The organism is Hymenobacter sp. BT559, assembly GCF_017571525.1.
Taxonomy (GTDB): Bacteria; Bacteroidota; Bacteroidia; order Cytophagales; family Hymenobacteraceae; genus Hymenobacter; species Hymenobacter ginsengisoli.
Map to the genome: position 1 here is coordinate 38,832 of NZ_JAGETY010000019.1, position 22,169 is coordinate 61,000.

A 22,169-nucleotide genomic window follows, 5' to 3' on the forward strand; every position below is an offset into this window, starting at 1 on the left:
ATGAAAAAGTTTTCCCACCCGCTGCTTCTCCTACTGATGCTCGTTGGCCTGCTGGCCAGCTGCAAAAAAGACGACAAAGCCCTCGACGACACCATCACGCCGGTGTCGAACTACATCTCGCCCGCCGACAACACTTTCATCAAGCTCGACCCGCCTTCCAACGCGGCCGTGACCTTTGAATGGAGCCAGGCCCGCGCTGCCGATGGCACGCTGGTGCTCTACGAAGTGGTGTTTGACAAAGACGGCGGCGACTTCTCGAAGCCCGTGTACACCACCGTGTCGGGTACCAATGGCCTCGATACCAAGCTGGTGCTCAGCCACGGCGACCTCAATAAAATTGCCAACCTGGCCGGTATTCAGTCGCAGAGCCAGGGCAAGCTGAAGTGGATGGTGAACGCCTCCAAAGGCCTGAATGTGATGCCCGCCGCCACCGCCCGCACCCTCACGGTAGAGCGCCCCGCCGGCTTCTCGGTTATTCCGGGCAACCTCTACCTCTCTGGCTCGGGCACCGAGGGCGGCGCTACGCTCAGCCAGGCGCTGCCGTTCAAGCGTCTGTCATCGGGGGTGTTTGAGCTTTATACCAAGCTTTCGCCCGGCGACGTGAAGATTGTGGACGCGACCACCGGCACGCCCACCAACTACTACATCAGCGGCACCAAGCTGCTGCAAGGCGCTACTACTACCAATCCTACTTCGACCACGGGCGTGTACCGCATGACCCTGGACTTCAACAACGGCTCGGCCGTGCTCACCGAGATTCAGTCGGTCGGCCTCTGGGTGGCGGCCCAAAACAAGGTGACTGTGACGCTGCCCTACGTAGGCCAGGGCCTGTGGGAAATCGATAACACGCCGATTGAGTTCTTCCAGTTCAGCTGGGGCCGCGATGAGCGCTACAAGTTCATCTTTACCGAAAAGGATGCCGCCGGCAACGTGAAGGCGCGCCAGTACGGCAGCACCAACGTCGATAACGTGCCCCCCACGGCTACCACGGCTGCGGCCTACTTCTACCTCGTGCCCGTGGCCGACGACCAGTGGAACAACACCTTCAAGTTTCCGGGCACGGCCGACCACAAGAGCGTGGATATCCTGGTGATGATGCAGCCCGCCGCCTACACCCACCAGGTGAAGGTGCACTAGAAGGGTTGATTAGTTAGTGTCCAGCGTTTTATCTCTGTGTTTATGCGTTTCTTTCGGGTCGAGGCTAGCGCCCTGCTAGGCCTGGTTTGCCTTGCCTCCTGCCACGAGAAGGTGGATGATGCCATTACCCCACCGGCCCCCAAGCCGGTGGCGGTAACGGCCAACTGGAGCGCCCGCGCCGACTCGGCGCAGGCCGCGCTCAACCAGTATTTCTGGGCGCCTACCGACCAGTATTACCTGCAAAACAACCTCGGCAAGCCCGACTTCAACTACTGGTGGCAGGCCCACGGCCTCGACATCCTGCTCGACGGCTACCAGCGCACCAAGTCGGCTGACTACACGGCCAAGATGCAGCAGCTGCAGCAAGGCACTAAGCAGAAGAACGGCAACACGTTCCTCAACACCTACTACGACGACATGGCCTGGGAGGCCCTAGCCAACCTACGGGCGTTTCAGCTCACCCAGGACCCCTCGTATAAAGCCACGGCCCTGCTGCTATGGTCCGACCTCAAGGGCGGCTGGAACACGAGCCAGGGCGGCGGCATAGCCTGGCGCAAAACCCAGCTCGACTACAAGAACACGCCGGCCAATGCGCCGGTGGCCATCCTGGCAGCCCGCCTGTATCAGCTCGACCGCAACCCCGACGACCTGGCCTGGGCGCAGAAGATTTATGACTGGGAAAAAAAGACCCTGGTAGACCCCACCAGCGGCTTCGTGTGGGATGGCATCAATGCCAACGGCGACGGCCAGACCAATAAGACGTGGAAGTTTACCTACAACCAGGGCGTCTTTATCGGGGCCGGGCTGGAGCTGTACCGGGCTACCCAGCAGAGCACGTACCTCGACGATGCCAACCGCACGGCAGGCTTTGTGCTCAACGACAGCCAGCTTTCGCCGGGCGGTATTCTGCACGACGAAGGCGGCGGAGATGGCGGCTTGTTCAAAGGCATTCTGGTGCGCTACCTGGCCCTGCTGGCTACCGAGCCCTCCGTGCCCGCCGCCACGCGCGCCAATTACGTGTCGTTCCTAAAGTTCAATGGCGAAAGCCTGTATAAGCAGGGGACGCGCAAGCCGCAGTACCTGTTCAATACCAGCTGGACGGCGCAGCCGGGCGGCACCGTCGACGGCTCGACCCAAATGAGCGGCGTGATGCTATTTGAAGTGATGGCTGACTTGCAGGCACGCAAGCTCCTCTAAGAGCTCTGCTAACTTTTGGGTGGCGGCAAAATGGCCGGGCTCCGCGGTGGGACGCGGCTTGGTCCGCCCGCGCTTGGCTGGTGGGGCCGGGCGCGGGCATTTTTTCGCACCTGCTATTCTAAAAATTCTTGTATGAAATTGATTTTCAAGGCGGGCGTATGGGCACTGGCCCTGCTGGCGGCGGAAGGGGCTAGCGCGCAAAACGTGCTCAAGTACGTGAACCCCAACATTGGCACGGCGCACAGCCGGTGGTTTTTCTACACCCCGGCGGCCGTGCCCTACGGCATGGCCAAGCTAGCCCCCTCTACCAACGGCCACTACGGCAACCCCTCGGGCTGGGAAGCGGTGGGCTACGACACCCGGCAAAACTCCATCGAGGGCTTCGTGCACTTTCACGAGTGGCAGGTGGGTGGCGTAAGCTTTATGCCCACCACCGGCGAGCTGCGCACCCAGCCCGGCGACCTCGACAAGCCCGCCAGCGGCTACCGCTCGCACTTCGACCGCAAAAACCAGGTGGCCGAGCCCGGCTACTACAAGGTATTGCTCGATGACTACGGCATCACGGCCGAGCTCACGGCCACTAAGCGGGTCGGCTTTCACCGCTACACCTTCCCCAAGAGCGACCAGGCGCACATCATTCTCGATATCGGCAACAAGCAGGGCGAGAGCGGCGACGTGACCGATGCCAGCATCCGGATGGTGGACGCCACCCACGTGGAGGGCTTCGTGAGCACCTATCCCAAATACGTGAAAACCTACGACCCTAGCGGCAAGGTGAACATGTACTTCTTTGGCGAAATAAGCAAGGCGCCGGCCAACGTGGGCGCCTTCACGGCTGCGGGCGCCCAGCCCGATACCAAGTCGGCCGCCGGCAAGGGCGCGGGCCTGGTGCTCAACTATAAAACCACGGCGCAGGAGAAGATTGAGCTAAAAATCGGCCTCTCGTACACCTCCATCGCCAACGCCAAGGCCAACCTGCTGGCCGAGGCCAAGAGTCTCACCTTCGACCAGGCCCGCACTGCCGCGCAGGCCACCTGGCAGCGCGAGCTAGGCAAAATCGCGGTGGAAGGCCCTAGCGAGCAAGACAAGACCAAGTTCTACACCGGCCTTTTCCATGCGCTGCTAGGGCGCGGCATTGCCAGCGACGTGAATGGGGCCTACCCTAAGCACGGCGGCCAGGCGGGTCAGCTAGTGGCTAGCGGCCCCGGCCCCAAGCCCGAGTTTATGAACACCGACGCCATCTGGGGCGGCTACTGGAACCTGACGCAGCTCTGGGCCCTGAGCTACCCCGAGTGGTACGGCAACTACGTGAACACCGAGCTGCAAGTGTACCGCGACAAAGGCTGGTTTGGCGATGGGCTGGCCAACAGTGAGTACGTGTCGGGCGTGGGCACCAACTTCGTGGGGCTAGCGGTAGCCGGCGCCTACCAGGTGGGCATCCGCAACTACGACGTGAACCTGGCTTACCAGGCCGTGCGCGCCAATGAGCTGAACTACCGCCACCGCGCCTTCGGCTCGGGCAAGATGGACGTGAAAGCCTTCACGCAGTACGGCTACGTACCCTTCAGGGAAGACTACAAGCAGTACCAGGGCGAGTGGTACAAAACCGACTCGACGGGTTCCTACTTTTCCAACTCGCACACCCTCGAATACAGCTACAGCGCCTTCGCCGCCGCACAAATGGCGAAAGCCCTGGGCAAAAAAGCCGACTACGAGCAGCTACTCAAGCTCTCCAACGGCTGGCAGAAGATTCTGAACCCGCAGAACAAGCTCATGCAGCCCAAGCTGGCGGATGGTACCTTCGTGGGCAATTTCAACCCCTATGAGCCGTGGCGCGGCTTCCAGGAAGGCAACGCCATGCAGTACACCTTCTACGTGCCGCAAAACCCGGCTGGGCTCATTGAGGCGCTAGGCCGCGATAAATTCAACAATCGGCTCGACAGCCTCTTCACCGCCTCGGCCAAAACGGGCTTTGGCGGCGGCAAAGAGATTGACGCCTTCGCGGGCATCAAGGCCATCTACAACCACGGCAACCAACCCTGCCTACACATCAGCTGGCTGTTCAACTTCTCGGGCCAGCCCTGGCTCACGCAGAAGTGGACCCGCCAGATTTGCGACGAGTTTTACGGCACCGAGCCCATCCACGGCTACGGCTACGGCCAGGACGAAGACCAGGGCCAGCTAGGGTCGTGGTACGTCATTACTTCCTTAGGCCTGTTCGATGTGAAGGGCTTCACCGACTCCCGGCCCATTATCGAGCTGGGCAGCCCGATGTTCAGTAAGTCTACCATCCAGCTGGGCAACAAAAAGCAGCTCGTAATCGAGGCCAAAAACACGTCTAAGCAGAACATGTACGTGCAATCGGCTGAGCTAAACGGCAAGCCGCTGAATAACTGCTGGCTCTACCGCGACGAGCTGATGCGCGGCGGCCGGCTGGTGTTCACGATGGGCCCGCAGCCCAACAAAGCCTGGGGCAGCAAGACCCCGCCACCGTCGGCGCAGTAATACGCAGCGCTGAGCCTGCGCCAGGGGCCGAAAAGCTGTCAGTTCTGGCATCAGAAAAGCCTGAAAATTGGCGGGACTGTAGTTGGCGCTCTGGGGGCTAGCGGGCGGCAGAGGATGGAATGCGTGTTGACAGGCGCGCAGTAGGCGCGGGCAGGGCAACAGGTACTTTGGCGAAGTAGTGCGTAGTAGCCGTTGCATGCCAGCTTCCGGCGACTAGTCTTCGATATCTTGTGTGTCAAAGGTTTAAAAGTGGCGTAGACGTTAGCATTTAATGCGTTAACGTATGCACCACTACCTGAGTGCCAAGTAGCCAGCCTTATAGCGCGCTAACCAGCATTAGGCCGGATACCCTACCAATTGCTGCGCCGCAGCCTCTCGGGCTGAAGCACGCGGATGGTGCCGCTCGTGAGCTCAATCAGGCCATCCTGGCGAAACTCGCTGAGGGTGCGGCTAAGCGATTCGGGGGCAGTGCCCACTACGGCGGCCAGGTCCTCGCGGGCTAGCTGAATGGGCGGGCCACCGGGCTGGTGCAGCTGCAGCAGGGCATCGGCGATGCGGCGGCGCAGCGAGTGATAGGCCATTTCGACCAGCTGCTGCTCGCGCTGGCGCTCGCGGCCCGCCAGCAGCCGAATGAACTGCTGGCTGACGTCGGCATTGCGCAGCAGCAGGTCAGTAAACTCTTCGGCCGGAATGTAGAGCAGCGTGGAGTCTTCAACGGCCACCGCTGAATCGTGGTAGGGTAGGCGTTCGAGCAAGGCCTGGTAGCCAAAAAACTCGTCTGCCTGGTACAGCCCCGTTATCAGCTCCTTGCCGGCCGCCGTGGTCTTGCTCGTTTTCACGCGGCCGGCTTGCACGAAGTAAAGCCGCAGGGGCTCATCGCCTTCCGTATAGATAAACTGGCGGCGAGGCACTTGGTGGGGCTTGCGGTCGGTGGCGAGGCTAGCCAGGTTGCTCACCCGGCGGGCATCGGCCAAGAACTCGCCCAGGCCGCCTTCGGCTAGGTCGTAGTCGGGCCGCAGGTGCTGAAAGCGGCTGAGGCGCCCGGCCACCGCGCTTAGCAGCTCGTTGCTGTCGAAGGGCTTGGTGAGGTAGTCGTCGGCACCAAGCTCCATGCCGCGGCGCAGGTCGGCCCGCTCGGTTTTGGCGGTGAGGAAGATGAAGGGAACGCCAGCCAGCTGGGGGTTTTGGTTGAAGATGTGCAGCACGCCATAGCCGTCGAGCACGGGCATCATAATATCGCAGATGACCAGGTTGGGGCGTGTGGCTAGGGCCTGCTCTACGCCTATTTTACCGTTCTCGGCCGTGAGCACGGTGTAGCCGGCCAGCTCCAGCAGCTCGGCGGTGTTTTCCCGAATCAGGTCGTTGTCTTCAATCAGTAAAATGGTTTTCATAAGGCAGCGTGACGGTAACGGTAGTGCCCTGGCCCAGCTCACTGCTCAGGTTGATGGTGCCGCCCATAAGCTCGAGGTAGCGGGCAATGATGTAGAGGCCTAGCCCGGTACCGGGCACGTTGGTGACGTTGCGGGCCCGGAAAAAGCGCTCGAACAAGTGCGCCTGGTCTTCTTGCGAAATGCCCACGCCCTGGTCTTGCACCACCAGCGTGAGCTGGCCGCCGGCGCAGGTAGCGGCCAGGCGCACTACCGTGTTTTCACCCGAATACTTCAGCGCGTTCGAGAGCAGGTTGACCACAATCTTGCGCAGCAGCGAGGGGTCGAGCCACAGCGGCTCGGGGCAGCTGATGGCTTGCTCGATAGTCTGTCCGGCTTTGAGTAGGCCCTGCACGTCGGCCACAGTGTCGTGCAGTAGGGTAGGGAGGTCGAGGCGCGTAGGGTGGGCCACTACCTTGCCTTCCTCGATACGGCCCACCGACAGAAACTCTTCGAGCACATCATTCAAGTGGTTGACTGACTGGCGGATGCGGTCCAGGTGGCGCAGGCGCTTGTCTTGCTGGTCGGCGGCCGGGTATTTTTCGATGAGCGAAGCCGACGTGAGCACGGCCGTGAGCGGGGTGCGAAACTCGTGCGAGGCCATGCTCACGAAGCGCGACTTGAGCTCGCCCAGCTCTTGCTCGGCGGCCAGGGCCTGGGCCAGCTCGGCCTGGCGCTGTTCGAGCTGCTCCAGGGTACTCAGCAGGGCGTGGGTGCGGTCGGCTACTTTTTGCTCCAGGTCGGCGTTGAGGCGCTCCACCCGCTGGCGCTCGGCAACGAGAGCCTGGTCGGCCGTTTTCTTGAACGTCACATCGACCACGTACGACACCACGTACAGCTCGGCATCGAGGTAGAAGTAGCTGAGACTCACCTCGACCGGAAATACCGAGCCATCGTGGCGCTGGCCCTCCAGGTCGCCGCGGTGAGCACTCATGGCGCGCACCTGCGGCTGGGCATTGAAGGACGCGCGCAGCTGCTCGTGGCGGCGGCCGGCGGCCTGCGGCACCAATGCCTCGATGCGCAGGCCTAGCAGCTCGCCTTCAGCATAGCCAAATTGCTGGTGCGCCATCTGGTTGGCCGATACGATGCTGCCCGCTTGGTTGCAAACGATGATGCCGATGGTGGCATTGGCCACCACCGCCTCAAAGCGGCGCACGCTCTGGGCCAGCGCCTGCTCGGCCTGGTGCAGGCGGCTTTGCTCGCTCAGGCGCAGCAGAAAAAACGGGTCGCCTTCGACTTCAAAATACGTGAGCTCAATGCGCGCCTGGAAAGCTTCGCCGGTGGCTTTGAGCACTTCGGTTTCGACGGTTTGGCGGCCAGCGCGCCGGGCTTGCTCGCGCAGGCTGGCCCACTGGGCCGCCGTGAGGGCGGGCGCGTGCGGCACCGGGCCGGGAGCCGCCAGCAGCGCGGCTTCGGAAGGGTAGCCCAGCAGCCGCACGCCGGCCGGGTTTACTTGCGTGAGCTGGCCGGCCGTGGCATCATACACGCCCACCAGCTCGGCAGCCTGATGCAGCAGCACATCGGTGAGCGCGCGGGAGAAAGCAGCGTGGGGCATACAAAGCGGGGCAAATAACCGCCCAAAGGTCGACAGAAGTGGGCGCAAACCCTCTTGACAACTATCAAACATAAGCTTGAGAAGGCTCATGGCAACGGCCGGGGGCGGGGCTGAATTTTGCGTACTCCTAAGTTATTAGCTAGCCTATGTCCTGCTTCACGTCGTTGCCCGAGGGGGCAGTGCTCCTGGTCTTATTGCCGCCCGCCGAGACCAGCCACCCGGCCGACCTCGGGGCCTTGCAGCAGCGGCTAGGCCCCGCCGTGCGCGTGCTCACCATTGACGAGGCCAGCCACCCGGCCGTGGTGCGCAGCTTTGGCCCGCCCCAGCTGCCCACCTGCGTGCTGGTGCGCCAGGGTGTGGAACTGTGGCGCCAGCAAGGCTTGCCCGAAGTCGAGGCCCTAGCCGCGCTGCTGGCGCAGCTCCCGGAGTAGCGCGCCCCGTGCCGGCTAGCGGTCGAAGCCTTTTTAGCTATTCGAGCCGGCGACAAATACCGGCCACTTTGCTTCTAATTACGTGCCCTCTATCCTCGAAGCCCCCGCCACCCGCCTGGCCTGCACCCACTGCGGCGACGACTGCCCGCCCGAGCCGCTGCGGCTGGCCGGCCAGCCCTTTTGCTGTGCCGGCTGCCGCACCGTGTACGAGCTGCTCGATGCCAACAATCTGTGCGCCTACTACAAGCTCGACGAGCGCCCCGGCCTGAAAGTGAAGGAGGTAGAGCTGCCCGGCCGCTTCGACTACCTCGACTCGGAAGCCGTGCAGGCGCAGCTGCTGGCGTTTCGGTCCGACACCCGGGCTAGCCTCACGCTGGCCATCCCGCAGATGCACTGCACCTCGTGCATCTGGCTGCTCGAACACCTGCCGCGCCTCAACCCGGGTATTGTGGAGGCGCGGGTGCAGTTCTTGCGCAAAGAAATCACCATCAGCTACTTGCTTGCGGTCACCAGCCTTAGGGAAGTCGTGCAGCTGCTGGCTTCGGTGGGCTACGAGCCGCAGATAACCCTAGCTGAGCTGGGCGCGCAGCCGCACCGGGCCAGCCGCACGCTCTACTACCAGTTGGGGCTGGCGGCCTTCGCCTTCGGCAACGTGATGCTGCTGGCGCTGCCCGATTACTTCTCTTTTGTAGAAGAATTGCAGGTCGGCTTCGGGCGGTTTTTTGGCTACATAAGTTTGGTGCTAGCCCTGCCGGTGCTGCTGTATAGCGCCCAAACCTTCTTCCGCTCGGCCTGGCAAGGGCTGCGCCAGCGCTACATCAACCTCGATTTTCCCATTAGCCTGGGGCTAACCTCCTTGTTCAGTGTCAGCACGTTTGAGGTACTGACGGGAAGCGGGCCGGGCTATTTCGACTCGTTCACGGGGCTGGTGTTTTTTATGCTGATTGGCAAGTGGGTGCAGCAGCGCACATACGACGCCCTGCGCTTCGACCGCGACTTCACGTCGTATTTCCCGGTGGCTGTCACGCGCCTCACGCCCACCGGCGAGCAGTCTATTTCGGTGAAGGAGCTGCAAGTGGGCCACCGCATCCGGGTGCGGCACCAGGAAGTGGTGCCCGCCGATGCGGTGCTGTTGCGCGGCGCAGGCCAGCTCGACTACTCCTTTGTATCGGGCGAGAGCACGCCGGTGGCCCGCGCCTCGGGCGAGCTGGTGTATGCCGGCGGCCGCCAGCTCGGCGATGCCGTGGAGCTGGAAGTGGTGCGCGAAGTATCGCAAGGCTACCTCACCCAGCTCTGGAACAACCCCGCTTTTGCCAAAGAAGCGAGTCACAACTCGCTGGAAACCTATGCCAACCGTGTGGGCCGCTACTTCGTGGCCCTCACGCTGGTGCTGGCCCTCGGCACGCTGGCTTACTGGGCCGGGCACGATGCCAGCAAAATGTGGCGGGCGTTTACGTCGGTGCTGGTTATTGCCTGCCCGTGCGCGCTGTCGCTGGCCACGCCCTTCGCGCTAGGGGCCGCGCTGCGCACGCTGGGCCGCCACAAGCTCTACCTCAAAAACGCGGCCGTAGTCGAGACGCTAGGCCGGGCCGATACGCTGGTTTTCGACAAAACCGGCACGCTCACCGATACCGCACAAGCCGAGGTGCACTACCACGGCCGGCCCTTAACGGAAGCTGAAAAGCAGCTCATTGCCACGGCCGCCGCGCAGTCTACGCACCCCTTGAGCCAGCGCTTGGCGCAGGAGTTGGGCAGTGCGGCGCTGTCGCTGTTTATGTGCCGGGAAGTACCCGGCCAAGGTGTGGAAGCCGCAGCTGAAGGCGGCCTATTGGTCCGCCTGGGGGCAGCCGCATTTGCTGGCCATGGCGTGAGCCAGCCCGCTAGCCCCCGGCCAACCGCTAAGCCGACCACAGCGGCCGCCCCACCAGAAGCGCCCGAAACCCGCGTGTACGTGGCTCTCAACGGCGAGCCGACCGGTTACTTCACGTTTCACAACGTGTATCGGCCGGCCCTGGCCGCGCTGCTAGCCCGCCTGGGCCGGCGCTACCGCCTGGCCGTGCTCTCGGGCGATACCGATGCCGAGCGCCCGCGCCTGCAAGCGCTTTTTGGGCCCGAGGCGGCGCTGCACTTCCGCCAGTCGCCGGCCGATAAGCTGGCCTACATTGCCGCCGAGCGGGCGCGGGGCCACGCCGTCGTCATGATTGGTGATGGCCTGAACGACGCCGGCGCCCTACGCGCCGCCGACGCCGGCATTGCCCTCACCGACACGCTCACCAACTTCTCGCCCGCCTGCGACGCCATTCTGGATGCCTCGGAGTTTGGGCGGCTCGCTACGTTTCTGGGCTTTTCGCGGGCCTGCCTACGGGTGGTGCTCGCCACCTTCGTGCTGTCTTTTTGCTACAATGGGGTAGGGCTGGCCCTAGCGGTGCAGGGCCGGTTCACGCCCATCGTGTCGGCCATTCTCATGCCCATCAGCTCCTTGAGCGTGATGATAGTAGCCACGCTGCTAGTGCGCCTGGCCGCGCGACGCCACCACTTATAGTCTTGTTATTATGACCATTATCTTCTTGCTGATTGGTATCAGCCTGCTCGTGGCCTTGATGTTTCTGGCCGGCTTTATGTGGGCCGTGCGCAGCGGGCAGTACGACGACGACTACACGCCCTCGGTGCGGATGCTCTTTGATGACGAGGAGTAGCCAGGGGGCGCGGACTACAAAGTCCGCGCCCCCTGGCTCATTTGACATCAATCAAGTGCCCCCTTGAGTTTACTCATAGCCTCCGGGCGGGGCTAGCAGGACCTTTGAAGTAGCAATTCACCTACTTCATTATCTCATGCAAGCCGAGTACATACCGCCGGGCACTGCCGCAAGCTCGCCCTTGACACAGAAGGGTTTAGCGCCGGCTGTTGATACATTTTACTACGACAATAAGATTGTTCGCGACTTCGGCATTGCCACCGTGTTCTGGGGCATTGCCGGCATGATGGTGGGCCTGCTCGCAGCCTTCCAGCTAGCGCAGCCCGAGGCCAACCTGCACACCTCGTTCACCACCTTCGGCCGCATCCGGCCGCTGCACACCAATGCCGTGATTTTTGCCTTCGTCGGCAACGGCATTTTTATGGGTGTGTACTACTCGCTCCAGCGCTTGTGCAAGGCGGCAATGTACTCTAAAGTGCTCAGTCGCGTGCACTTCTGGGGGTGGCAGCTTATCATTTTGAGCGCGCTCATTTCCTTGCCGCTAGGTTTCACCACCAGCAAAGAATACGCCGAGCTAGAGTGGCCCATCGACATCGCCATCACGCTGGTGTGGGTGGTGTTTGGGTGGAATATGTTTGGCACCATTGCCCGGCGGCGCGAGCGGCACCTCTACGTGGGTATCTGGTTTTACATCGCCACGCTCATCACGGTGGCCGTGCTGCACCTCGTCAACTCGGCCGAGGTGCCCGTGAGCTGGATGAAAAGCTACTCGGCCTACGCTGGCGTGCAAGATGCCCTGGTGCAGTGGTGGTACGGCCACAACGCGGTAGCCTTCTTCCTCACCACGCCCTACCTCGGGCTGATGTACTACTTCTTGCCCAAGGCAGCGGGTCGGCCGGTGTATTCTTACCGCCTGAGCATCATTCACTTCTGGTCGCTCATTTTCATCTACATCTGGGCCGGGCCGCACCACTTGCTGTATACCGCCCTGCCCGACTGGGCCCAGAGCCTGGGCGTGGCCTTCTCGGTCATGCTGCTTGCGCCGAGTTGGGGCGGCATGATAAATGGCCTGCTCACGCTGCGCGGCGCCTGGGACAAGGTGCGCACCGAGCCAGTGCTCAAGTTTATGGTGGTGGCCGTGACGGCCTACGGCATGGCCACCTTCGAGGGGCCGATGCTGAGCCTGAAGAACGTGAACGCCATCGCGCACTTTACCGACTGGATTGTGGCGCACGTGCACGTGGGGGCACTGGGCTGGAACGGGTTCCTGACCTTCGCCATCCTCTACTGGCTGTGGCCGCGCCTCTACCGCACCGAGCTGTATTCCAAGAAGCTTGCTAACACGCACTTCTGGCTAGGCACCGTGGGCATCCTGGTCTACGCGCTGCCGCTGTACTGGGCCGGCTTCACGCAGGGGCTGATGTGGAAGCAGTTTAACGCCGAGGGCATGCTGCAATACCCCAACTTCCTCGAAACGGTGCTGCAAATCGTGCCCATGTACTACCTGCGCGGCATCGGCGGCACGCTGTACCTGAGCGGCGTTTTCCTGATGGTGTTCAACCTCATCAAGACGGCCCGGGCCGGCACGCTGCTAGCCGCCGAAAAAGCGCAGGCCCCGGCCCTGGTGCCCGCCGAGCTGGTCGAAGCCCACCAGGGCGGCCACTGGCACCGCTGGATTGAGCGCCGCCCGTTTCAGCTGGCGCTGTGGGCTACGGTGGCCATCGCCATCGGCGGGATAGTGGAGATGATTCCGACTTTCCTGGTGAAGTCCAACGTGCCTACCATCGCCTCGGTAAAGCCTTACACGCCGCTGGAGCTGCAGGGCCGCGACCTCTACATCCGGGAAGGCTGCTCGAACTGCCACACCCAGATGGTGCGCCCGTTCCGCTCCGAAACCGAGCGCTACGGCGAGTACTCCAAGGCGGGCGAGTTTGTCTACGACCGTCCCTTCCTGTGGGGCAGCAAGCGCACCGGTCCCGATTTGCACCGCGTGGGCGGCAAGTACCCGCACTCGTGGCACTACAACCACATGCTGGACCCTACCACCATGTCGCCGGGCTCGATTATGCCGCCCTACCCGTGGCTGTTTGAGAATAAGCTGGATAACAGCACGCTGCCAGCCAAAATCAGGGTGCTCCAGCGGCTAGGCACGCCTTACCCGCGTGGCTACGACCAGCAGGCCCTAGCCGACGCCCGGCGCCAGGCCGACGGCATTGCCCAGGACCTGAAAAAGGAAGACATCGAGGTGATGTCGGACAAAGAAATCGTGGCCCTCATTGCCTACCTCCAGCGCCTGGGCACCGACATCAAGGTGAAGCCCGAGCAAGTGGCTACGGCGGCGCAGTAGCCTGCCAAACCAAACCGGTCAGCCGTCTCCGCGCCGGCTGGCCGGGGCCTGGCTGAGTTCCAACCACACCTTCTACTCTCATGGATAAGAACGTTTTGCAATCCATTGCCGGCGTGGAGATATACCCGCTTATCTCGCTGGCCATCTTCTTTCTTTTCTTCCTCGGGCTGCTGCTCTACGTGGTGCGTGCCAATCGCCAGCACCTGCGCAGCATGAGCGAAATGCCGCTGCTCAGCGACGAGGAAATTCAACAACACCTAAACCACGACGTGATATGCTAAGCCGCCGCTCCCTCCTGATGACTACCACCGGCCTGCTGCTAGGCTACCTGGCCGCCGCCCAAACCACCGATGCGCCCTCGGCAGCTGCCACCGCGGCCAACGCCGATATGCTGTCCTGGATGCTGTGCGGCGTGCTGTGCGCCGCGGGCCTGGTGTTTGTGCTCGCCACCATTGCCGTAACTACGGCCGTTGTCACTAATCGTCCTGAGGCCCCGCAGCCAGCGGTTGCAGAAGCAGTCGCGGCCGTTGAGGCAGCTAGCCCGGCTCCCGAAAGCCAGCCGGCCCTGGCGCCTGCTGCGGCGCCCCAGCTTGTGGAGGAAGGAGTAGCTACGTGGTAGCCCGACCCTTCTTGTGGCGTGCGGCGCTGCTGGGCGCGGTGCTGCTGCAGGCTGGCGCGGCCGCAGCCCAACAGGCTGCCCCGGCGCCACCCCTGGCCGCCAGCAGCCAAACGCTCGTGCTTTGGTTCTTGCTGGCTACCCTGGCGCTGGTAGTTACTGTGTTTGTGCTGGTAGTTAGTTTGATAGTTATTAAGATGCAGCCGCTGCTGCGCCAACTCTACGCCCGCCCCACGGTGCACAATACCTGGAGCGGCAAAGTGCTAGGGCTGTTCGTGGGCGACAACCGCCTCGTGACCGGCGAGAACCGCGACGAGCTCATGGGCCACGAGTACGATGGCATTGCCGAATACGACAACGACCTGCCGCCGTGGTGGAAGTATAGCTTCGTCGGCACGGTGATTTTTGCCATCGGCTACTTTGGCTACTACCAGGTGGCCAAGGCCGGCCCTAATAGCCACGACGAGTACGAAACCGAGATGCGCCAGGCCACGCTGCTCGTCTCGGCCGATGCCGACGACCCCAACAAGCTCACGACCTACACGGCCCTCGGCACCCCGGCCGACCTGAGCGCCGGCAAAGGAATTTTTGTCACCAACTGCGCGCCCTGCCACGGCCCCAACGCCGAGGGCAAAGTAGGCCCCAACCTCACCGACGAGTACTGGCTGCATGGCGGCGAAATCAACCACGTGTACAAAACCATCAAGTTTGGCGTGCAGGGCAAGGGTATGGTAGCCTGGAAGGGCAAGCTCTCGGGCAAGCAAATACTCCAGGTAGCCTCCTACGTGCAGTCGCTGCAAGGCTCGAAGCCCGCCGGCGCCAAGGAGCCGCAGGGCGAAAAGGAAACTATTAAGCCCCTGGCGGCAAAATAATTATCCCAAAACCGGTCGGCCGCGCCGCCAGCGTCACACCGGCCTATCCAGTTGCTTATCAACACCTGGCTACTTACTAACAACAACCAGTCGGCTGGTTTTCAGCCGGCTGGTCAGGTGCTCCTACTATCCCATGTCCACCACTCAGTATAAACCCAACGAGGACTTCCGCAACTCTATCGCCACGGTAGATGCGGCGGGCAAGCGCGTGTGGCTGTACCCCAAGCGCCCTAGCGGCAGCCTGTACCGCGCCCGCAAGTGGCTGAGCTATGGGCTGCTAGGGCTGCTATTTGCCGGGCCGTGGCTGCGCCTCCACGACCTGCCCGTGCTGATGCTGAACCTGCCCGCGCGCAAGTTTATCATCTTCGGCCAGATTTTCTGGCCCCAGGATTTCTTTATCCTGCTGGTGGGGGCGCTGGCGTTCCTGCTGTTCGTCATCCTCTTCACGGTGGTGTACGGCCGCGCTTTTTGTGGCTGGGTGTGCCCGCAAACCATCTTCCTGGAAATGGTTTTCCGCCGCATCGAGTACTGGCTCGAAGGCGACGCACCCCAGCAGAAAGCCCTCGACCGCCGCGAGCTGGACTGGGACAAGCTCTGGCGCAAAACCACCAAGCATGCGCTGTTTCTGGTCATTTCCTTCCTGATTGCCAATACTTTCCTGGCCTACATCATCGGCTCCGATGAGCTGGTCAAAATCGTGGCTGATGCGCCCACGGCCCACCTGGGGGGGCTAGCCGCTATGGTGCTGTTCACCGGGGTTTTTTACGCCGTGTTCGCGCGGTTTCGCGAGCAGGTGTGCACTATTGCCTGCCCCTACGGCCGCCTGCAAGGCGTGATGCTCGACCGCGACAGCGTGGTAGTGGCCTACGACTACCAGCGTGGCGAGCCCCGCGCCAAGCTGCGCAAAAACCAGGCGCGCACCGCCGGCGACTGCATCGACTGCCACCAGTGCGTGCAGGTGTGCCCCACCGGCATCGACATCCGCAACGGCGCCCAGCAGCTCGAATGCACCAACTGCACGGCCTGCATCGACGCCTGCAACAACATTATGGCGATGCTCGACCAGCCGCCGGGCCTCATCCGGCACGCCTCCGAAAACAGCATTGCCACCGGCACCCGCCTGCGCTTCACCGGGCGCATGAAGGCCGTGTCGGGGGCGCTTGTGCTGCTGCTGGCGGGCCTCGCCTTCCTGCTAGCCTCGCGCTCCAACGTGGAGGCCACGGTGCTGCGCACGCCGGGCCAGCTCTTCCAGAAAACCACCCACGGCACCATTACTAACCTCTACAATATCTCGGTCATCAACAAAACCAATCGGCCCTATCCCATCACCCTCAGGGTGTTGGAGCCGGCGGGCGGCGCCATTGCGCTGGTTGGCGCCGAGGGCCTGAAGCTGCCCGCCCAGGGCATTGCCGAGGGCGTATTTTTTGCCGAGCTGCCCCGCACCGCGCTGCACATGACCAACCAGAAAATCCGCATCGGCGTGTTCAGCGGCGACCAGCTTATTACCGAAACCAAGACCAAATTCCTGGGGCCTATCCAGTAACCACCGGTCCCTGTTTCCCGGTCCCAACTAGCTACATGATGCCTACTCAACGCACCCTTTGGCCCTACGCCATCATTGCCACGTTCGTGCTCTTTGCGGGCTACATCGGCTTCATGGTGCAGCGGGCCATGCGCACCACCGTCGACCTGGTAAGCCCCGACTACTACCAGCAGGAGCTGCGCTACCAGCAGCGCATGGAGTCGGTAGCGCGCACCGCCGCGCTGCCCGCGCCGGTGCAAGTGCAGTATGAGCCAGCCCGCCAGCGCCTTACCCTCACGCTACCGCCCGCTTTGGCCGGCCAGCCGGTGCGGGGCCAGGTGCATTTCTTCCGCCCTTCCGACCAAAAGCTGGATTTCACGCTGCCTTTTGCCCCTAGCGGCGAGCGCCCCGCGCAGCAGCTCAGCACCAGCCGCCTGCAAGCCGGCTACTGGCGGCTGCGGCTCGATTTTGAGGCCGGCGGCCAGCAGTATTTCCTTGAAAAAGAGCTTTCTATTAACTAAGAATGGCTATGCTATGGGCTGGTTTTCTATTTGGGCTGCTAGGTAGCTTTCACTGCGTGGGCATGTGCGGCGCCATTGCCCTGGCGCTACCCGGCGCCGGGGGGGCTAGCTGGCGCTACGTGGCCGGCCGTGTGCTCTACAACCTGGGCCGCCTCACCACCTACGCCGCCCTGGGCGCGGCGGCCGGCCTGCTGGGCCAAAGCCTGCGCCTGGCCGGCTGGCAGCAAAGCCTGTCGCTGCTCTCGGGTGGGCTGATTTTGCTGCTGGTGGCGGTGCCCGAGCGCTACCTGGGCGGGGCCGCCAGTATGCTGGGCCTAGCCGGGCTGCTGGGCCAGGTGAAAAGCAAGCTCGTCTACTTCTACGCGCGGCCTTCGCTAGGGGCCTTTTACACAACCGGTTTGCTTAATGGCCTGCTGCCTTGCGGGCTTGTGTACCTGGCACTGGCGGGTGCCCTTAGCGCGCCCGGCGTGGCAGGGGCCGCCGGCTACATGGCGCTGTTTGGCCTGGGCACGCTGCCGCTCATGCTGGGCTTGTCGCTCACGGGGCGGCTGGTGCCGGGCGCCTGGCGCGGGCGCATGCGCCGGGCAGTGCCGGTGCTGGCTACCGTGCTGGCGGGGCTATTCATTGTGCGCGGACTAGGGCTGGGCATTCCTTACCTCAGCCCTCGGCTGGGCCGCGTGGCGACTGGGCCCAAGGCCGGGGCGCCTCCGCCCGCTACGGTGCGCTACTGCCACGGCCCAGTGGCCGCGCAGTAGCCCAGCTATCAGGCAACTATTTGTAAAAGAGATTATAAACCTCATCGCTCCATCCTCATTCCCTGCCGCCATGCAAACCATTCTGGTGCCCATCGATTTTTCAGCGGCTGCCGAAAATGCCCTGGTCTACGCCAATAAGCTAGCTGTACGCCTGCCCGCCGAAATCGTGCTCGTGTACGCCAATACCGGCCCCACCCTCACTACCGATAGCCGCGCCACCCTGCTGCGCAGCCTCACCGCCCTGGCCGAGCGCCTGCGCTACCAGCAGCTTACCCGCCAGGATGGCCGCCGCATCAACTATCATTTTCACCTCTCGGCCGAGCCCCTGGCCGACTGCCTCGAAGTGCTGGTGGCCGGCTACCGCGCCGCGCTGGTGGTGGCGGGCCTCACCCTCACCGACTGCGCCACAGTTACGGCGGCCGGCGCACCGCTCAACTTGCTGCCCGAGCGCGTGAGCTGCCCCGTGCTGCTGGTGCCGCCCGGCCGCCAAGAGCTGCCTGGCCGCCTAGTGGTAGCCGGCGATTTTGCCCGACTCGGCTCGGCGCAGCTGACGCCGCTGGCGGCCCTGGGCCGCACCACGGCCGCGCACTTCGACCTGGTGCAGTTTTACCCGGAAGCACTCGGCGACAGCGCTGCCAGCAAGCAGGTGCTGGCGCTCAGCAAGAGCCTGCAAGCGGCTCAGCAGTACCTGCCTAATTCGGATACGCACCTGCTGCCCGACGACGATGCGCTGGAGGGCCTCAGCGAGTTTTGCGAGCGCCAGCAGGCGCAGCTGCTGGTGCTGGGCACGGCCGATGGATGCCTGGTGCGGCGTTTTTTCAACCCACACTACCGGCGCACCAACGCCTACCACCTGCGCATTCCGGCCCTGCTGTTGCCCACCAGCACCCTGCCTACGGCGGCGTGCTGCGCCAGCTGCGGCCTGCGCCAAGCGGCCGAGGCGCGGCTCATGGCGCGGGTATCGACGGTGACGTTTTAACGGATAATGAATTCTTTATTTTCTCAACCTATGTTAGCTGCTACTGCCCAACCGACGGCCCTAGGAACCCGCACCACCGTCGAAAACTGGATGCGCGATTTTCAGGACTGGCTGTGCCGCCAGCTCGAAACTGCCGATGGCCGGGCCACTTTTCACGAAGACTTGTGGCAGCATGCCGGCGGCGGGGGTGGCCGCACGCGCGTCATCACGGGCGGGGCAGTGCTCGAAAAAGGCGGCGTCAACTTCTCAGCCGTGTGGGGCGAGCTGAGCTCGGCCGCCGCTACCCAGCTGCTCCTGCCCGACTCAGGCTACTTCGCCACCGGCGTGAGTGTGGTGCAGCACCCGCGCAGCCCCAAGGTGCCCATCTCGCACATGAACGTGCGCTACTTTGAAGCCGCCAACGGCGAGGCGTGGTTTGGCGGTGGTCTCGACTTAACACCCATTTACGTGGATGTGGCGCAGACGCGCTGGTTTCATGAGCAGATAGCTGAGGTCTGCAACCGCCAAGATGCCAGCTACTATCCGCGCTTCAAACAGTGGGCCGATGAGTACTTCTACCTGCCGCACCGGCAGGAAACGCGCGGGGTAGGGGGCATCTTCTTCGATAGGCTGACGGTGGGCAAAGACGGCGACTTTGACGAGCTATTTGCGTTTGTGCAAGACGTGGGCGAGGTCTACGGCCGTACCTATTCGGCCATTATGCGCCAAAACCGCAATCTGTCTTTCAGCGTGGACGAAAAACAGTGGCAACTAGCCCGCCGCGGCCGCTACGCTGAGTTCAACCTGGCCATCGACCGGGGCACCCGCTTTGGCCTCGAAACCGGCGGCCGCACCGAGAGCATCCTGATGAGCCTGCCGCCCCAGGCCGACTGGCACTACAACCTGGTGCCCGAGCCCGACTCGGCCGAGGCCGCCACGCAAAGCTGGTTGCGCCAGGGCGTCGATTGGCTGAGCATGTAGGTGGGTGCCCTAGCGCGGGCAAGCAGGCGGCACGTGGTAGTAAGTAAGGCGGCCATTCCTTTACTTTGCGGCGTTCGCGGTGAGTTAGCGCCGCTAGCCTGCCTTTAGTAAGTTTCGTCCCTCCCTGCCCTATGCCCACGCCCACCGACCTCTTCGTGCACCACGTCTTGTTTTACACGCCCGCCGGTGCCACCGACGCCGACCGGGCCAAGCTCTTGGAGGGGCTGCAAAAGCTGCGCGGCGTGCCGAGTATCAAGCTGGCCCACATCGGCACGCCGGCCGCCACCGACCGTGCCGTTATCGACCGTGACTATACGTATTCGTGGCTGTGCTTTTTTGAGAGTGCCGCCGATGAGCTCAGCTACCAGGAGCACCCGATTCACGACGAGTTTCGGCGTGACTATGCGCGCTACTGGGAGAAAGTCGTCATCTACGATGCCGTGGGGCCTACGCTCTAAGGCTAGCCAGCGGGCGGCCCTAGCGGACTGGCTTTCCGGTAAGAGCCAACAATTCAAGCAAATACTGGCCCCAAATGGCTGGGTTGGAGTGCGTGCCGTGCCCGGTGGTGAGGTCGGTAATAGGCAGCAGGATGTAGCGCCCGCGCGGCACTTTCTTGATTTCGGTTTCCAGAATGCCTAATTCGGGCGGGTTCACCTGGTCGTCGGCCGAGTTGATAGCAAACAGCGGCGCCTGGATGGCCGCCAGGTGCGGCGCCGGGTTGTAGTCGCGCGAGGCATCAAACTGATAAATAAAGTCATTGGCATCGAGCGACTTGTAGAGGCGGGCTTCGGTCTGAGCCAGCGCGGCCTCGGCCTGGGCGCGGGTGGGGGCCAGCTTCTGCATCTGCTTGGGGCTGCTGGTCATGAAAATGAGCGACGAGGCTGCGCCGGCTAGCCCCACTTTGGGCTCGGTAGTGTAGTTGCCGCCCTGCCAGGCCGGGTCCATCTCTATCAGGTCGATGGCCATTTTGCGCAGCATGCGGTTGCGGCCGCCTATCTCGACGGGCAGGCTGGCCAGGGGCAGCAGCGCATCCATGTAGCCGGGGTGCTGGTAGCCCCACACCCAGGTTTCCATGCCCCCCATCGAGGTGCCCATCACTAGGCGCAGGTGCGTCACCCCCAGCTTCTCGGTGAGCAGGCGGTAGTTGGCGGCCACCATGTCATCGTAGGTGTACTTTGGGAATTTCATCCGGAGGCCGTCGCTCGGCTTGCTCGACTTGCCGTGGCCGATGGCATCGGGCAAGATAACGTAGTACTTGGCGGCGTCGAGCGGCTGCCCCGGCCCAAACAGATGCCCCGCAAACAAGTCGCTCAAAAAGCTGGTGCCCGCGCCGGTGGTGCCGTGCATGATGAGCACGGCATTGGTGATGCGGCCGGCTTTGTCGCGGCGCGGCTGGCCCACGGTGGTGTAGTGCTGGGTAAGCGTAGGCAAGGTTTCACCGCTGGCAAAGCGAAAATTAGCCAGCGCAAAATCGCCCGCTGCCGGGGTAGGGTAGGGGGCGGCGGGCGATTGGGCCAAGCTCAGGAGCGGCCCTAGCCAGCAGCCGAAAAAAGACAGTCGAAGAAACGCTAAACGCATGGCAAAGGGCAAGCAGTGGATGCTCAAACTGGTGTTCTGAAAACGACCCTCGCGGCCTACCAAAATGGGTCGGGGCAGGCTGGGCGAGGTACTTTCTTGAGCTTGATGCCCAGCACTACTTCGTGGCTGCCCCACTGGTAGTTGGCCAGGGCCGTGGTGCTGGCGTCGTAAGAGTAGCTGAGGCTGCCGAAGTCGAAATCGACGCCTACCATGCCTACAAAGGCATTAGTGGCCCGCCACGATGCGCCGGCCCACACCACGTCGCGAAACTTGAGCTTCACGTTGAGGTCGACCGACACGGGCGCGGGCTTCATGTATTTTACCAGCACCGAGGGCACCACCGTCAGGTCTTCGCTGATGGGCAGGCGCCCGCCGGCCGTGGCAAAGTAGTGGCGCTCCAGCTTGTTGGTGTACGTGACCTGGTTGACGGGCGAGTAGGCAATGTCGAGCTGATTGCCCAGCAGCTGGGCCGACGACGCGCCCACGTAAAAATCGGGGCTGTAGAGCCACAAGCCTATCGTGGCATCGGGCACCCGCGAGGCCTGGCTGGCCGCGATGTAGCCGCTGTGAAACTGCAGCTGCGCGCCATCGACGGCAAACTGCTGCATACCTACCGAGGCGCCCATGGCCAGGCGCACGGTGCGCGTCAGGGCCAGGTTGTAGGTATACGAGCCGTAGATGCCGCTGCGGCTGGTGGGGCCCGTCACGTCGCTATACACAATGCCGCCGATGGCATGGAAGCCGCGCGCCCAGTCGTGCTTGGTGCGCTTCGACTGCGAGCGCAGGCTGCCCAATGACGAGTTGGCGCTGGCGTAGTACGTGCGCGGGGCACCCTCCAGCCCGGCCCACTGCGCCCGGTAGCTGAACTTGAGGTCGATAAAATCTTCGGTGCCCGCTACGGCCGGGTTGAGGATATAATTATTGTTCATGTACTGGCTGTACTGAGCCAGTTGCTGGGCCTGCCCCGGCCGGGCCGCCCCGGCCGCCAGTAGCAGCAAAAAGAAAAAGCCGGGTAAGTTATTTTTCACTGAGCAAGAGGGCTAGGAAGCTATGCAAGAGAAAATGAGCAGC

General features: G+C 63.0%; 20 protein-coding genes. 16 read left to right on the plus strand and 4 right to left on the minus strand.

Annotated features, from left to right (window positions below; translation table 11 throughout):
* The 3 genes from J4D99_RS19975 to J4D99_RS19985 all read left to right on the plus strand — a co-directional run bounded on the left by J4D99_RS19975 (nucleotide 1) and on the right by J4D99_RS19985 (nucleotide 4,839).
* Nucleotides 1–1,137, plus strand: coding sequence for a SusE domain-containing protein (locus J4D99_RS19975; protein ID WP_208133516.1), 1,137 nt, complete (start codon nucleotides 1–3; stop codon nucleotides 1,135–1,137).
* A 42-nt stretch (nucleotides 1,138–1,179) separates the two neighbouring features.
* Nucleotides 1,180–2,334, plus strand: coding sequence for a glycoside hydrolase family 76 protein (locus J4D99_RS19980; protein ID WP_208133517.1), 1,155 nt, complete (start codon nucleotides 1,180–1,182; stop codon nucleotides 2,332–2,334).
* 132 nt (nucleotides 2,335–2,466) lie between these two features.
* Nucleotides 2,467–4,839, plus strand: coding sequence for a GH92 family glycosyl hydrolase (locus tag J4D99_RS19985; protein WP_208133518.1), 2,373 nt, complete (start codon nucleotides 2,467–2,469; stop codon nucleotides 4,837–4,839).
* 350 nt (nucleotides 4,840–5,189) lie between these two features.
* Here the strand turns inward: J4D99_RS19985 and J4D99_RS19990 are convergent, their stop codons facing one another.
* A complete protein-coding gene (locus J4D99_RS19990; protein ID WP_208133519.1) occupies nucleotides 5,190–6,230 on the minus strand; it encodes a response regulator in 1,041 nt (346 codons plus the stop codon).
* Complete coding sequence (locus tag J4D99_RS19995; protein ID WP_208133520.1) at nucleotides 6,208–7,821, minus strand: sensor histidine kinase; 1,614 nt, start codon at nucleotides 7,819–7,821, stop codon at nucleotides 6,208–6,210. Before J4D99_RS19995 ends, J4D99_RS19990 begins: the two co-directional genes overlap by 23 nt.
* A 146-nt stretch (nucleotides 7,822–7,967) precedes the next feature.
* Here J4D99_RS19995 and J4D99_RS20000 point away from each other — a divergent pair, with 146 nt between their 5' ends.
* The 13 genes from J4D99_RS20000 to J4D99_RS20060 all read left to right on the plus strand — a co-directional run bounded on the left by J4D99_RS20000 (nucleotide 7,968) and on the right by J4D99_RS20060 (nucleotide 19,978).
* On the plus strand, nucleotides 7,968–8,252 hold the full coding sequence (locus tag J4D99_RS20000; protein ID WP_208133521.1) for a thioredoxin: 285 nt from the start codon (nucleotides 7,968–7,970) through the stop codon (nucleotides 8,250–8,252).
* Nucleotides 8,253–8,334: 82 nt separating this feature from the next.
* Nucleotides 8,335–10,794, plus strand: a complete 2,460-nt coding sequence (locus J4D99_RS20005; RefSeq protein WP_208133522.1) for a heavy metal translocating P-type ATPase metal-binding domain-containing protein — start codon at nucleotides 8,335–8,337, stop codon at nucleotides 10,792–10,794.
* A gap of 10 nt (nucleotides 10,795–10,804) precedes the next feature.
* Nucleotides 10,805–10,948 carry a cbb3-type cytochrome oxidase assembly protein CcoS gene (gene ccoS, locus J4D99_RS20010; protein ID WP_208133523.1) on the plus strand — a complete coding sequence of 48 codons (144 nt, stop codon included), beginning with the start codon at nucleotides 10,805–10,807 and terminating at the stop codon, nucleotides 10,946–10,948.
* 136 nt (nucleotides 10,949–11,084) lie between these two features.
* Entirely contained in the window at nucleotides 11,085–13,295 is a 2,211-nt protein-coding gene (gene ccoN, locus J4D99_RS20015; RefSeq protein WP_208133524.1) for a cytochrome-c oxidase, cbb3-type subunit I, read from the plus strand.
* An 80-nt stretch (nucleotides 13,296–13,375) separates the two neighbouring features.
* Entirely contained in the window at nucleotides 13,376–13,576 is a 201-nt protein-coding gene (locus tag J4D99_RS20020; protein WP_208133525.1) for a hypothetical protein, read from the plus strand.
* A gap of 17 nt (nucleotides 13,577–13,593) precedes the next feature.
* A complete protein-coding gene (locus tag J4D99_RS20025; RefSeq protein WP_208133526.1) occupies nucleotides 13,594–13,914 on the plus strand; it encodes a hypothetical protein in 321 nt (106 codons plus the stop codon).
* Nucleotides 13,908–14,783 carry a cbb3-type cytochrome c oxidase N-terminal domain-containing protein gene (locus tag J4D99_RS22280; protein WP_208133527.1) on the plus strand — a complete coding sequence of 292 codons (876 nt, stop codon included), beginning with the start codon at nucleotides 13,908–13,910 and terminating at the stop codon, nucleotides 14,781–14,783. The genes J4D99_RS20025 and J4D99_RS22280 overlap by 7 nt, the downstream gene beginning before the upstream one ends.
* A gap of 133 nt (nucleotides 14,784–14,916) precedes the next feature.
* Complete coding sequence (ccoG, locus tag J4D99_RS20035) at nucleotides 14,917–16,326, plus strand: cytochrome c oxidase accessory protein CcoG (protein WP_208133528.1); 1,410 nt, start codon at nucleotides 14,917–14,919, stop codon at nucleotides 16,324–16,326.
* Between the two features lie 35 nt (nucleotides 16,327–16,361).
* On the plus strand, nucleotides 16,362–16,826 hold the full coding sequence (locus J4D99_RS20040) for a FixH family protein (RefSeq protein WP_208133529.1): 465 nt from the start codon (nucleotides 16,362–16,364) through the stop codon (nucleotides 16,824–16,826).
* A 2-nt stretch (nucleotides 16,827–16,828) separates the two neighbouring features.
* The gene (locus tag J4D99_RS20045; protein WP_236018765.1) at nucleotides 16,829–17,581 is read left to right on the plus strand and encodes a sulfite exporter TauE/SafE family protein; all 753 of its coding nucleotides are present in this window, start codon (nucleotides 16,829–16,831) and stop codon (nucleotides 17,579–17,581) included.
* 70 nt (nucleotides 17,582–17,651) lie between these two features.
* Complete coding sequence (locus tag J4D99_RS20050; RefSeq protein WP_208133530.1) at nucleotides 17,652–18,560, plus strand: universal stress protein; 909 nt, start codon at nucleotides 17,652–17,654, stop codon at nucleotides 18,558–18,560.
* Between the two features lie 30 nt (nucleotides 18,561–18,590).
* Complete coding sequence (hemF, locus tag J4D99_RS20055) at nucleotides 18,591–19,520, plus strand: oxygen-dependent coproporphyrinogen oxidase (RefSeq protein ID WP_208133531.1); 930 nt, start codon at nucleotides 18,591–18,593, stop codon at nucleotides 19,518–19,520.
* 131 nt (nucleotides 19,521–19,651) lie between these two features.
* Nucleotides 19,652–19,978: a Dabb family protein gene (locus tag J4D99_RS20060; protein WP_208133532.1), complete on the plus strand. Its 327-nt coding sequence runs from the start codon at nucleotides 19,652–19,654 to the stop codon at nucleotides 19,976–19,978.
* Between the two features lie 19 nt (nucleotides 19,979–19,997).
* Here the strand turns inward: J4D99_RS20060 and J4D99_RS20065 are convergent, their stop codons facing one another.
* Complete coding sequence (locus tag J4D99_RS20065; RefSeq protein ID WP_208133533.1) at nucleotides 19,998–21,098, minus strand: alpha/beta fold hydrolase; 1,101 nt, start codon at nucleotides 21,096–21,098, stop codon at nucleotides 19,998–20,000.
* A 56-nt stretch (nucleotides 21,099–21,154) separates the two neighbouring features.
* Nucleotides 21,155–22,126 carry a PorP/SprF family type IX secretion system membrane protein gene (locus tag J4D99_RS20070; protein WP_208133534.1) on the minus strand — a complete coding sequence of 324 codons (972 nt, stop codon included), beginning with the start codon at nucleotides 22,124–22,126 and terminating at the stop codon, nucleotides 21,155–21,157.
* Nucleotides 22,127–22,169: the final 43 nt, after the last annotated feature.